Here is a 13,179-nt window from a genome sequence, read left to right on the forward strand (position 1 = left end):
CCGAAACAGCACAATCACCCAGCGTTTAGTTAATCGTAATTGGCGGGTATTTTCGCCGATCTAGCTTTGATAAACAATCGGCGCTTTAGTTGCTATTGGAAAACCTTAGTTTTCGATAGCGAATCGGTAAGAGTTTTACGTGTAGCTACTCATATAAAGGCGTGAATTACTCAATGCAACAACTCCCTCTTTGTTAAGCCAGCAAGCACTTTAGTATTAACTCCACCTATTACCTCAAAAGCAGCGATTAATTCGTCAGTATTCTTTACACCCAGTATTTATTGTTAATAAAAACAGTAAGGAAAGTGATACTGGCCATGGACTTGCGAGTTTGGTACAGTAATTGCCTAGAACTGGTCGAACCATTTATATCAAGGAAGATTGTTTTGAACCGCAAGCATGTATTTTTCGCCGTTGTAGGCTTACTTAGCACTTTTGTTAGCCAAGCCAGTGTGATTACTTTTGATGAACTGGCCAACGGTGAAATTGTTAATGGTCAATACCAGTTAAGTCATGGTGTTAGCATAGATGGAACCAATGTACGTTTAGGCCAAACCAATTTGGCCGTCGCTTTTGATACCAGCCTTATCAATACTCAAGACCCAGATTTAGAGTCGCCTTTTAGCAATATTAACCAACCCAATTTAGGTATTGCTAACCCTGGCAATGTACTCATTATTCATGAGAACCCAAACTCGTGTAATGGCCTTATTTGTAACAACCCAGATGACGAAGGGCGTCGTCCTGCAGGTTACTTCACCATTAACTTCTCAAGTTCGGTATACCTTGAGAGTATCGACTTTTTTGACATTGAGCTGGCAGAGAATGGCTACACAGCACAAAATGCCATTCACTTGTTTGATGCGCAAAACAACGAAATTTTCCCAACTGATTTCTACACTCCGCATACCGGCGGTGATAATACTTGGGATCGCTTGGATTTTGCAGTAGCCCAGGTAGCCTCAATGCGTATTCACTTAAACGGCTCTGGCGCTATCGATAACATTCGCTTCTCGGTTCCCGAGCCTGGCAGCATTGCCCTATTTGCACTAGCCTGTTTTGGTTTGGTAGCAAGACGCTTTAAATAAAACCAAAAACGCCGCTTACTCTAAGCGGCGTTTTTAGTTAAACCTCATTCATTCGGCTTAAGCCAAGCCAACTTATGCACTAAGTAAAAACTGCCCACCACATACAAACCCACCATGCTTAACTGGAAGATACGCGCATAAAACTTAGTGGTTGCTAAACCGCCATCACTGCCAATAGTACTACCAAGTATAATGATATAAGCCGATAGGCCAGCTGCTACTATCGCGCCTTTAGGGTGCAGGTAAATAGCTTGGGCGATCAGCATAAAAGTAAGGGTAATTAGCAGCGCCATAAAACTAAACTGCGGCGCTGCAACCAATAAATTAAATACCAGTACAGCAATTAACCCACCTACAATGTTGGTGAAAATAATTCCTATACTGGCTTTTGCGCCTTTAGTTAACTCGGGGTTTTGCGCCAAAATTGCCACAAAAATAACCACCAGCAAATCGCTTAGTTTATCGAAAGCAAAGAAGTAGATAATAAGTGGCAGTATAACGATGGTGCTAACCACTGCCTGACGGCAGGCATCTTGATGTTTTAGAATCGGCGCTTGCTGCTTTTCTGCTCCTTGATGGAAGTCGTCTTTCACTGGTATCAGCCAATGCACAAAGGCCACTATCAACAAGGCCAAGACAAAGGCCAGCATAAAGTCGACAACAAAACTAGACGCTGCTGCCCTGCTAGCACTGGCCAACATCGGCAATGCTATCAGCGCCACCAACAGAAATAGCACCACTAACTCATTTAAACCAGTACTGGCTCGGTAAAATACGAAAAACAAACACCAAGCAAGAATAATAAACAGCAGCAATGGATAAGGCTGGGCAATAAGCACAACCCCAAGCCCCACCAGAAAACAGCTTAATACCGCTAGCGCTAAGGTTTTAATTAAGGCCAAGTTTAACGGGGGCTTGCCAGGCAACAACAACTGAGCGGTAAAAATGGCAGTAACAAATGACATACTCCACTCTAGACTTACCGCCAGCACCAGTACCAATGCACTCACCAAGCTAAAGCGCAACATGTGCGCTTTTAGAGGATTAGCAAGCCGCGAGCTTAAGGCCTTAGTAGACATAAGAGAACCAGCTTTTAACCCTTAAGGCCAGCTTAGCCAACGCTTTCATAATGAAGGTGCCTTCGGTATATACCGTTACATCTGCTTGTGCACCAATTCGTCGTAAGCCATGGGCAGTATCATCAGAGAATTTGATGATTACCGGAAAGCGCTGCGGATCTCGCAACCAACCAGCCGTTTGCGGAATAGTAGGTAGCGCACCTAGGTTGTTAGATTGACCATAATTAACTGCAAACCCAATTGACACCACCTCGCCTTTGAAGATTTTGCCTGGTGCAATATCTAGAGCAATTTCCACTGGGTCGCCCGCTTGAATATTGGCAATATTGTTTTCTCGCATATAGGCCTCAATCCACACCTCTTTGGTGGTGACAAAAGTCATCAGCGGTTGACCTTTATTGGCGTAATAACCAGCTTCTAGCTGTAAGTTAGTCACCCCTCCCTCAGAAGGCGCAACAATTACGGTTTTAGATAAATCTAAACGGGCTTTACCCAACTTGGCTAAAGCTGATTGCAGTTTTGGGTTATCTTCGCCGCTCACCCCAAGATTTTGTTTAGCTTGTTCCAACTCTGCGTTGGCCTTGGCTACCGAAGCTTTAGCTTTGGCCACATCGCTGCGCGCTCTATCAATATTTTGCTGCGGCACAACGTTTTGGTCTTCTACGGCAAACAAACGATTGGCGTCGGTAAGAATCGCTTGATAAGAGGTGGATGCTTCAAGTAAGCGCGCTTGCGCAGCCGAAACGCCAGCGGTTCCTGCACCAATTTCTTGCCCGGCTAACTCTAATGCGGCTTCGGCTTGAGTGACCGCCAGCACGTATTCTTCTTCGGCTACCTTGGCCAAAGGTTGGCCTTTTTCAACTAACTGGTTGTTCGTAACATTCACTTCAACCAGTTTGCCCGATACCGAGGCGGCAATCGGCACCACAAAACCAAATACCCGAGCATTGTCGGTATTAGGCGTCACTCTATCGCCCACGACATAAATAATAAAAACCAAAATACACAGGGCAAATACCAACAACGAACTTTTACGTAAAGGGTTGCTTGGCGCAGCTTCTGAGGCTTCATTTTGTTCAGACATCGTGTTTCTCTTATTTCCGTATTTATTTTACTTAAGGCTAATTTTTGTTTTGGTACTTAATCGTTAGCATCTGCCTGCTCTTGAGAATTTAGCTCTAACCATGCTACTAACAAGCGGTAACTAACTGCTAGAACTACTGCTCCTAAGAACAAGCCTACAAAGCCAGACATTAGCATTCCCCCTAAAGAACCTAACAAAATCACCAGCATTGGCACATCTACGCCGCGCCCTAGCAATAAAGGTTTGAGCACATTTTCACTAAAGCCCGCTAGTATGCTCCATACAGCAAAAATCCCTGCCACCACCGTAGACTCGTGGTTAAAGACATAAATGACCACCGGCAATACCACTAAAAACGGCGGTAATTGGGCAATGGCCAAAATCAGTACCAACACCGACCATACAGCCGCCCCCGGTACGCCTACGGCAAAAAAGCCGATTGATAGTAAAGTAGCTTGAATAACCGCAACACCAAGCACGCCTTTTGCCACACTTTGAATAGTATTGCTGGCTAAATTGGTTAAGTAGCTACCATGCTTACCTGCCAAGGCATTTGCTAATGATTGCGCTCCCAGCACAGCTTTCTCACCGTTTGCCATAAATACTCCGGCAATAATTACCGAGAAGCAAAACATCAACAGGCCGCCGATAAGCCCACCAGCAAAACCAATAACCTTGCCGGCCACATCACCCACTTGGCTTGCATAAGTACCTAAATAGCGCTGTAAATCACTGGCAGCCAAGGACCACTGCGCATGAATTTTTTCGCCAATTAAGGGCCAGGATTTGATTGAATTTGAAGGAGGGGGAATTTCAAAGCTGCCCTGCTGAACTTGCTTACCTACAGCAGCTAAACTGTCGATTGCTGCAGTAGTCACCTTAACCCCAGGTACCAAAATTATGGCTAAAAACACCAGCACAATAATGGTGGCTGCTACGCCACCTTTACCCACCACATTTTTGAGTTTTAAATACAATGGGTTAAGCGCTACAGCCAAGATCATCGCCCAAATAACTGGGGTAATAAAGGGCCGCACAATGTCGATACACCATGCTGCTAGCAAAAATAGTAAACCTATTTTTATGGCGGCTTCCATTGCACCACGCTCAAAGGTTTTTTGATTCAACATATCCATGTTCTCTAGGTTATTAAAGTGAACTGAAGTTGCTACCCTGCCACTTCAGTGATGCTAAATAGTATAGAGAATAAGCCAAGTAATTGTTTAGTTTATTAAAAACAATCTATAGATAATGTTGCTAATTTAAGCACCTGTTTGCTGCACAGTTTTGCCGCTAAGCTAGGGTCTGGAGACCTTTAATGTTGAAGTTTCGTTTGCTTATTCGCCCTCCTCTGGGCAGCATCAATAAGGCTCAACAGCCCCTAGTAACTCCTTTGTTTAAAACTGCAAGTTTTGCTCCTCTCCCACATAAACTAGGGTTTGTCGCTGAATATCAAAAGCGCTAATTAAGTGAACATTAAAAGTACGTTGTTGCAACATACCCGCAAAACTGCCGCTGCGTTTAGCAATATGTAAACAGCGTTTACTGTTATCCCATTCAAACACAATTTCGCTATAGGCCCCTTGCTCATAGCGATAACTGTCTCCCTCATCTTCATACAAGCAAAAGCGCCCATCCTCACCCACGTATACTTCAATGGTGAGTGGGTCGCTCGGTAATTCATCGTGATACTGCACCTCAGGGCCATGTGGAATAATGGCTCCGGCTTTCACTAATAAGGGCATAATGTCGATAGGCGTGCCCATCGCAATAGTTTGTCCACCTTGATAACAGTGTTTGTTCCAATAGTTATACCAAGCAAGGCCAGCAGGCAGCACCACCTCTCGCTCACCTGGGTATAACTGCGTTTGCTGATGAGCGATGCCTGCATGTGCCCAGCTTAGGCTACATTTTGATGAACCTTGCCAATGCGCATATTCAACCACCAGTTGATATTGTTGATTTGCCTTTAAATGACAACTGGCTTTATGGTTAAGCTGCGCTTGGGTTTGCCAACTATCAATCAACAGCTTACCGTCTAAATAGAAACGCACCCCATCGTTAGCATGAATCAGCCAGTTGTACTCGCCATCTACCGGCGCCGTTAGCAGCCCTTGCCAACGTACGCTATAACCACTTAATGGCAAACCCGCTGGCGGGCCACCTGCCCAGTTGCCATCGATGCTTTCAACCACTTGCGTAGCAACCAGCTGTTTGAATTGATCATCAGAAAAGTGTTGCTCGCTAATGCCTTGCAAGCCTTCCGCCGTGTGCAAATGCTCTTGAGCAATCAACTGTTGCTGCAAACTTTGTTGATGGAACATAGCTTGGGTAACTGGGCACACCATCAAACTGTCGCCAAACATAAACTGATCGCTAATGTTATGCAGCTGTGCTTGTTGCCTGAAATCAAAGGCCAGCAAACGCATCATGGTGCCGCCATGCTCTGCAATATTCCAAGCTTGTGAATAGATATAAGGCAATAGGCGATAACGTAATTTGTCGAACTTTAACAAGGCGTCAAAGGCCCAATCTCCCGGCTCTCCAAACTGATAGATTTCGCGCGGTGTATTGGCGCCGTGAGAGCGAAATAGCGGACAAAAAGCCCCATATTGGAACCAGCGAACATACAGCTCTTTGTAGGCATCATCGTCTACACCTTCTGGGAAATTCGCACCAAAACCACTGGTAAAAAATCCGCCGATGTCGGTAGTCCAATAAGGTAAACCCGCGGCACACAAGTTTAAGCCTGCTGGAATTTGCTGACGCAATACTTGCCAAGTGGCGCTAATGTCTCCCGACCAACAAGCTGCGGCGTAACGTTGCTGGCCTAAATAACTAGATCGACTAAGAGTGAAAACACGTTTGTCTTCTGCTCCTTGCAAAATTTGCTGACGTTGCGCTTCATAAACTCCTCGCGTGGTCATTAAGGAATAACCATTTAGCACCTGCTTCCAAGAGCCTAACTCGGTATCACGTTGCTGATGGCAAAACTCCACGCCATCTTTTGGATTTTGGGTCGAGATAAACTCTGGCTCTGTGCCATCCATCCACAACGCATCAACTCCCAGATCCATTAATCCGGCTTTAAGGTGTTGCCAGTAAATATCACGTGCGCCTTGGCTATAAGCATCGTAAATATGACCATCGGCCCAATGTTCGGTTTCAAATAAATAGCCATTTTCTAACAAGGCCTTAAACACTGGGCTGCCCTTGCCAACAATTGGCCAAATCGACACCATAAGTTTGAAGTGCATATCATGAAGTTGCGTAATGGTAGTGGCTGCATCGCCAAATACTTGCTGGTCGAACTGCATTGCGCTCCAGCCCAAATCTCCCCAGTATTTCCAATCTTGTACGATGTTATCGATGGGAATTTTTTTATCGCGGTAAGTTTTAGCAGTGGCAACTAGCTCGGCGGCATTTACGTAACGTTCTTTGCTTTGCCAGTAACCATAAGCCCAACGGCCAAACAGCGGTGCAGCGCCCGTAAGCTTTCGATAATGCTGAATAATTTGGTCAAATTCGGGGCCATAAATAACGTAAAACTCTATGCACTCTCCAGCGGCTGAGCTAAAACTAAAGCCCTCTCCTTGGCTAGTAAACTGGGTAAAAGCAAGTTGGTTCCATAGCACTGCATAACCTTTGGTGGATAGTAGCAAAGGGGCTGCTATACCTTTATTAGATTGGCAAATCTCGCGACTTTGCTCTTGGTAATTAAAGATCCCATCAGGATATTGGCCTAAGCCATAAAAAGCTTGTTCACCAGAGCTAACAAAGCGCTGACTAAGCGCACTATCATCACCTTGTTGCTTAAAAGCAGTTTGCGCTACGCGCAGCAGCTCGCCTTCGGCAGTGCTAATGCTCAAGCCGTTTTCGCTAAACGCTATACTCAAGTGCTCGCTGCGCATTTGCTTGGCAGAACTATATTGCGCGTCAACCGTTGGTTGCGGCAACACCACCAACTCACTTAGCATTTGCTGCTTGTTTAAACTCTCGGTATCAGGAGCAATCTTCACTCTAAGCGTATTTGAGTTAAGCAAGCTCAGTTCGGCAAGCCCGTTACTTGGTTGGCCATCTTGAAGAATAGGGAAGGGAAATACTTGGCGCGACATACAATAAACCTAAGGCATACAGAGATATGCTTAAGTGTAAATCACCCGGTAACATTTAGCGGTTTAGTAAAGCAGCAAACAAACTCAAATTAATCAATTTGGAGCTCATAGCACAAAAGCGTTCTAAGTTGGCTTAGCTGGAAATACTACGCTAACCATTCGCGCGCCGACTCAGTAATGGCCACTACTGCTGGATTGGCGATTCTGCGCTCGGCAGTAATCGCAAAGAACTGCTCTCGTACATCTTGGATGCTGCCAATTAATTCAACCCCATATTGATTCACCACTTCATCGGCAATGGCGGTCGGCACAATAAACGCCCCCACGCCAGCTTGGCCAAAGGTTTTCATCAATGCGCTGTCATCAAACTCACCCATAATTTGCGGGTGAATGTTTTGTTTATCAAACCATTGCAACAGTCGTACATGCATAAGGTTTATTTCACTTGGAATTAACAATGGCGCACCATCTAAGCAGGCCGGAAAGTTAGCTTGTAGTGACTTAGCAATGCTTGGGCTGGCGACAAAACTTACGCCACTTTCCCCTAACGCATGATTAAAACCACGCACGCCTAAACCAGGAGGCACTGGTCCATCCGCCAACACTAAATCCAAACGGTTTAGGGCTAGCTCTGCCAACAAACTCTCTAGGGTGTTTTCTTTGCACAACATACGTAAAGGCTCCCCCATGTTGTAGGCCGGCTCCAACAGGCGGTAAGCAATGGTTTTGGGAACTACTTCGGCGATGCCCACTTTTAGCAATTGGGGGCGTTCTGCCGAACCTTGCCTTAGGCTATCTTCAAGTTCATCACCTAAAGTGAATATTTCGTCGGCGTAACTAAGAGCCAAACGGCCGGTTTCGGTTAGTTCTAAATTTCGACCCACTTTACTAAATAAGGCGCTGCCAAAATGCTGCTCTAACAAGCTTATCTGGCCGCTAATAGTTTGTGGCGTGATATGCAGCAATTCACTGGCTCGAGCAATACCGCCTTGCTTGGCAGCCACCCAAAAATAATGCAGATGTTTATAATTTATCACAGCAAACACTTCGTATTTTTCGAGCTATAAGGAAAGTATATTCGAGTATACCTAAGTATAAAAGCCCATTAAGGTAGTGACTCGTGATTCAAAGTATTGATTCAGCTTAGGAGCAGACCATGCCAGGTAGTATGAAAATTGATATGCATTCACAACACTTTCCACTGAATGAACCACTGCAAGCCTACATCAAAAGACGGATTAACTTTGCACTTGGGTCGCAGTACAACAACATTATGCGCATTGCGGTCAAGCTGTCAGATAGCAAAGAGAGCAGCGGGGCAAACGGCAAGCGCTGCCAAATTTTGGTTAAGTTAGCTGGCCAAGCCGATGTAGTGATTGAAGACATTCAAGCTCAAATATATGTTGCTATAGACCGCGCAGCTAGCCGGGCTAGTCGCTCGGTAACTCGGCGTATAGCACGGGTGCGCAATAAGGCACTTCGGGCTCCCGACATTAGTGTTGCCGACTATTACAACTTGAGCGATGAAGACGATAACGATCCACTAAATAGCGAATTTGTAGAGTTCACCGAATACCCAACAAACACTGCTGAGGAAGGAGTGACAAGATGAACAATCACCCTATTAGCAATACCCCTAGCCAAGTTAACGAGAGCGTATTAGCCACCAATAAAGTTATTCGAAATACTTATGCCTTGCTCTCTATGACACTTATGTTTAGTGGTGCTAGCGCGGCATTTTCTATGGCAATGAACCTGCCCCACCCTGGTATCATTATCACCTTGGTGGGCTACTTCGGCTTGCTGTTTGCCACCATGAAACTGCGTAATAGTGCTTGGGGTATAGTTTGTATTTTTGCCCTAACGGGCTTTATGGGTTTAACCCTTGGGCCAATCCTTACCGCATACTTAAGCCTGCCAAATGGTGGCCTGATTGTTAGCCAAGCCATGGTAGCTACCGCGGTGATCTTCCTGTCGCTATCTGCTTATGCCATTACCAGCAAAAAAGACTTTAGCTTTATGGGCGGTTTTTTAATGGTAGGCATTATTGTGGCTTTTCTTGCCGGTTTAGGCGCAATTTTCTTTGCCATTCCGGCGTTATCCTTAGGTGTATCGGCCATGTTCGTTCTGTTGATGTCGGGGCTAATTTTGTATGAAACCAGCAACATCATTCATGGCGGAGAAACCAACTACATTATGGCTACAACCTCGTTGTTTGTTGCTATCTTCAATTTGTTCACCAGCTTGCTGCATATTCTTGGTTTCCTTAACGGAGAAGACTAGCTAAGCAAGAGGAGAAACTAGCATGATTAACAATTTACTTAACCAGTTTTTAGGTGCTTCTGGCGATGCTCCCAAAACCGCACAGCAAGGTGGTGGAGTATTGGGGGCAATTCCAGGCGGATTAGCCGGAGGCGCTGCTGCAGGTGGCATAATGGCCTTATTAGTAAGTAACAAATCCGCACGAAAATTTGCTGGCAAAGCGGCAACCTATGGCGGTGCAGCGGTACTGGGCGGCTTAGCTTATAGCGCTTTTAGTAACTGGAAAAAGCAATCTAGCTCTTCGCAAAACCACCATACTAGCCAAAAATTGGAGCAAATTGATCAATCCAGCTTTACCAGTACCGCTGATAACAACGATTTTCAGCTCACGATACTTAAAGCGATGATCGCATCTGCCAAGGCAGATGGGCACATTGACGAACAAGAACAGCAACGGATTTTCGAAGCGCTAGAACAAATAGAACTGAGCGAGCAAGTAAAATCAACCTTGTATCAACTAATGCGTCAGCCCATTTCCATTGGCGAGCTGGCCAGTGAAGTAGAGACCATCGAGCAAAAATCTGAGCTCTATTTGGCCTCTTGCTTTGCTATCAACTTAGACAACGCTGCTGAACAAGCGCACTTAGATGGCCTAGCCTACGCACTGCGCCTGCCCTTCGATTTAGCCGAGCAGCTTCAAAAACAAGCCCATCAAGCCATACATGAGGCAGCCTAAGCATTCAATTTAGCAAACCGGCATGGATGCTGGTGCTAACTTATTCCTCAGGCATAAGCTAAAGAACTTATTGCTACAATTTGTTAAACTTGCGCCATTCATTTAGTACAGGCACAAACTCGTGAACCGCAAAAAGAAAATCAACGAAACGCTGAAGAAAAAAGCTAAAAAAGCCAACGCTAAAAAGCAAAATAGCAACAAACCGCGCTATGTTTCAAAAGCTGAGCGCGCCGCTTTAGAAGCTGAGCAAGCAAACAATGAACAGGCTGCAACTCCCCTCTCAGAAGAAAACAACGCCAAGCCTTAGTTCAATCTAAATATCGTTACTAAACAAGCAAATAGTGATGACAGCGCGGAACAAACATTAGCAAGTTTCATCTGCAACTGAGAAATTCATTAATTATCATACAAGCATGAGAGAGCTCACATTAGTGATTTTTCGCAACGAATTTATCAAGTTTCGCAGTGCTCCCTAGATAAAAGGAGGGCTAAGGTAGCCTTAAGCTAAGAACGGTTTAAGGAGTGAGAAACATGCGCCAGCATGCGATTAAGACAGGATTTTTTAAAGTGGCGGCGCTTGCTGCTGCAATTTGCAGCTTACAAGTAAATGCTGCTCCGTTAAGAGATGTAGTAAAAGGTCAAGACACCTTCATCGGTGCGGCCTTAGAAACACGCCACCTTCAAGATAAGCAATTCGCCGAGACACTGGCTCGTGAATTCAATCAACTTACCCCAGAAAACGAAATGAAGTGGAGCTACTTGCAGCCAGAGCGTGGCAAGTTCACCTTCGATAAAGCTGACAAGCTGGTAGATTTCGCTCAAAAAAATAACATGATGGTTCGTGGCCACGCCTTGGTATGGCACATTCAAAACCCTGATTGGTTAGACAATGGCGACTTCTCTAAAGAAGAAATGCTAAAAATCATGGAAGAGCACATTACCGCTGTAGTGAGTCACTACAAAGGTAAAGTGAAATACTGGGACGTAGTAAACGAAGCCTTAGATGATAACGGCGGCTGGCGTCCAACAATATGGTACAAAGCGCTAGGTGAAGACTATATTGCAAAAGCCTTTGAGTTTGCCCACAAAGCCGACCCTGATGCGATTTTGGTTTACAACGATTATTCTACCGAAGGTAAAACACCAAAAGCGAACGCAGCTTACCGCTTAGTGAAAAAACTGAAAGAGCAAGGTGTGCCAATTCACGGCATCGGTACGCAAGCTCACTTGGTAGTTGGCGTACAACCTCGGGTTGCCGACATAGCTGCCAACATTGAGCGAATTCAAGAACTTGGTTTGGAGTTCCACTTCACCGAAATTGATATTCGTATGCAAGATCCCGCTACTGACCGGATGTTGCAACAACAAGCCAACATGTATGAAGACTTAGCTAAGCTAACAGCTTACTACGATGAAGTTAACTTCTTCACTACTTGGGGGATTAGCGATAAATACAGCTGGATCCCGCATTGGTTTAAAGGTTACGACCACGGCTTAATGTTTGATAAGCAATACAAAGAAAAACCAGCTTACACGGCGGTTAATAAAGTATTTGCCGATAAAGCCGCCGGTAAATTTGATTGGGAGCCACCAGCACCACTAGCTGATACAGGACGCCGCTTCGAAGCCTTTATTAGTAACGAAGCGAAACAAGCAATGCCTCTAGATGGTGACATTGCCAAGTGGAATGACGCGGTATTCTACCCCTTCGCCTACAACCAGTTAGGTGGAAAAGACTTAACCTTACCAGCAGAGAGCAACATCTCTGGTCGCTTTGCTTTGCTTTATGATGACAACACCCTTTATGGGCGTGTAGAGCGTAGAGACGACAAAACTGTTACCGGTAACAAAGCGCAGGTTTGGGAAAATGACTCTGTAGAGGTATTCCTAGGTTTTGGTGAAGAGTTTGCGCAAATTCGTGCGTTAGTTGGCGAAGAGTTTGCTCCAACCGCCTTCGAAGCAGATATCAAAAACTACTGGAGCGAAGATGGAACTGTTCTAGAGTTCTCAATTACGCCGAAGAAAACCAAAACACTGTCGGGTACAACTTTAGGCTTTAACATTGCCTTAGCCGATAACGATGCAGGCCCAGAAGCTGGTCGTCATGCTCAACTTTACCCAGTACCTGGTACTAACAACGGCTGGCAAGGTCATGATTTTGGTGAAGTATTCTTTACTGCTCAAAACACTGAAATTAGCGATAAACTAAAAGGCCAAGTCGTTAGCTTTAAAGCTGAGCCAATTGAAGGCTTTGACGCCACTAGCGCCTTTGACCTATCAAAATGGGAAAATGTTTACCATTATCCGTTTGCCTTTAACCAGTTAAATCCCCAAGACCAAACGCCGCCAAGCCAAGATATTATTCATGGTAGCTGGCGCGTAGCTTACTCTGGTAACACCTTGCATGGTGTTGTTCACCGCCATGACAACAAAACGGTGACTAGTGGCGATGATTGGCAAACCGACAACATTGAAATTTTCATTAAAGTTGGTGAAGAATTTGTGCAACTGCGCAGCATCGTGGGTCAAGACTTCCAGAAAAACACCTTCCCTGGTAAGCGTGTTGCCAAATGGAATGAAGATGGCACTATCATGCAATTCTCTATTGAACTGCCGGTAGACAGCTTAGCGGGTAAAACCATTGACTGGAACATTGCCCTAGCAGACAACGACGATGGACAATCTCGTAGTTCGCAGCTGTATCCAGTTCCTGGTAACAATACTGCATACCTAGGTGAGCAACTAACAATTCTAGAATTTGTTAAATAGCTACGCTCTCCTGCAAAAAGCCTCGCATTTGCGAGGCTTTTTTTTA

The 13,179-nt window shown here is 45.2% G+C and carries 11 protein-coding genes; 6 read left to right on the forward strand and 5 right to left on the reverse strand.

All coding sequences use genetic code 11. From position 1 onward, the window contains the following. Window positions 1-386 precede the first annotated feature (386 nt). A complete protein-coding gene (locus tag ACYFDN_RS09450) occupies window positions 387-1,088 on the forward strand; it encodes a PEP-CTERM sorting domain-containing protein (protein ID WP_483510853.1) in 702 nt (233 codons plus the stop codon). 44 nt (window positions 1,089-1,132) lie between these two features. On the opposite strand, the gene ACYFDN_RS09455 is transcribed toward ACYFDN_RS09450, so the two are convergent. The 5 genes from ACYFDN_RS09455 to nhaR form a co-directional block, all read right to left on the reverse strand. Continuing rightward, on the reverse strand, window positions 1,133-2,167 hold the full coding sequence (locus ACYFDN_RS09455) for a DUF2955 domain-containing protein (protein WP_483510854.1): 1,035 nt from the start codon (window positions 2,165-2,167) through the stop codon (window positions 1,133-1,135). Continuing rightward, window positions 2,157-3,251 carry an HlyD family secretion protein gene (locus ACYFDN_RS09460; protein WP_483510855.1) on the reverse strand — a complete coding sequence of 365 codons (1,095 nt, stop codon included), beginning with the start codon at window positions 3,249-3,251 and terminating at the stop codon, window positions 2,157-2,159. The genes ACYFDN_RS09455 and ACYFDN_RS09460 overlap by 11 nt, the downstream gene beginning before the upstream one ends. A gap of 56 nt (window positions 3,252-3,307) precedes the next feature. Next, window positions 3,308-4,381 (reverse strand): AI-2E family transporter, encoded by a 1,074-nt coding sequence (locus ACYFDN_RS09465; RefSeq protein ID WP_483510856.1) that lies wholly within the window; start codon window positions 4,379-4,381, stop codon window positions 3,308-3,310. A gap of 267 nt (window positions 4,382-4,648) precedes the next feature. Further along, window positions 4,649-7,366 carry a TIM-barrel domain-containing protein gene (locus tag ACYFDN_RS09470; RefSeq protein WP_483510857.1) on the reverse strand — a complete coding sequence of 906 codons (2,718 nt, stop codon included), beginning with the start codon at window positions 7,364-7,366 and terminating at the stop codon, window positions 4,649-4,651. 146 nt (window positions 7,367-7,512) lie between these two features. Then, window positions 7,513-8,403: a transcriptional activator NhaR gene (nhaR, locus tag ACYFDN_RS09475; RefSeq protein ID WP_040307123.1), complete on the reverse strand. Its 891-nt coding sequence runs from the start codon at window positions 8,401-8,403 to the stop codon at window positions 7,513-7,515. A gap of 119 nt (window positions 8,404-8,522) precedes the next feature. Here nhaR and ACYFDN_RS09480 point away from each other — a divergent pair, with 119 nt between their 5' ends. From ACYFDN_RS09480 to ACYFDN_RS09500, 5 genes are all read left to right on the forward strand, one after another. Further along, window positions 8,523-8,978: an HPF/RaiA family ribosome-associated protein gene (locus ACYFDN_RS09480; RefSeq protein ID WP_338624223.1), complete on the forward strand. Its 456-nt coding sequence runs from the start codon at window positions 8,523-8,525 to the stop codon at window positions 8,976-8,978. After that, window positions 8,975-9,649: a Bax inhibitor-1/YccA family protein gene (locus ACYFDN_RS09485; RefSeq protein WP_483510858.1), complete on the forward strand. Its 675-nt coding sequence runs from the start codon at window positions 8,975-8,977 to the stop codon at window positions 9,647-9,649. Before ACYFDN_RS09480 ends, ACYFDN_RS09485 begins: the two co-directional genes overlap by 4 nt. A 22-nt stretch (window positions 9,650-9,671) precedes the next feature. Further along, window positions 9,672-10,364, forward strand: a complete 693-nt coding sequence (locus ACYFDN_RS09490; RefSeq protein ID WP_483510859.1) for a tellurite resistance TerB family protein — start codon at window positions 9,672-9,674, stop codon at window positions 10,362-10,364. Window positions 10,365-10,485: 121 nt separating this feature from the next. Further along, window positions 10,486-10,671, forward strand: a complete 186-nt coding sequence (locus ACYFDN_RS09495; RefSeq protein ID WP_016401584.1) for a DUF2986 domain-containing protein — start codon at window positions 10,486-10,488, stop codon at window positions 10,669-10,671. A 224-nt stretch (window positions 10,672-10,895) separates the two neighbouring features. Next, window positions 10,896-13,133, forward strand: coding sequence for an endo-1,4-beta-xylanase (locus ACYFDN_RS09500; protein WP_483510860.1), 2,238 nt, complete (start codon window positions 10,896-10,898; stop codon window positions 13,131-13,133). The last annotated feature ends 46 nt before the right edge of the window (window positions 13,134-13,179 follow it).

The organism is Agarivorans sp. D1326 (genome assembly GCF_056958115.1).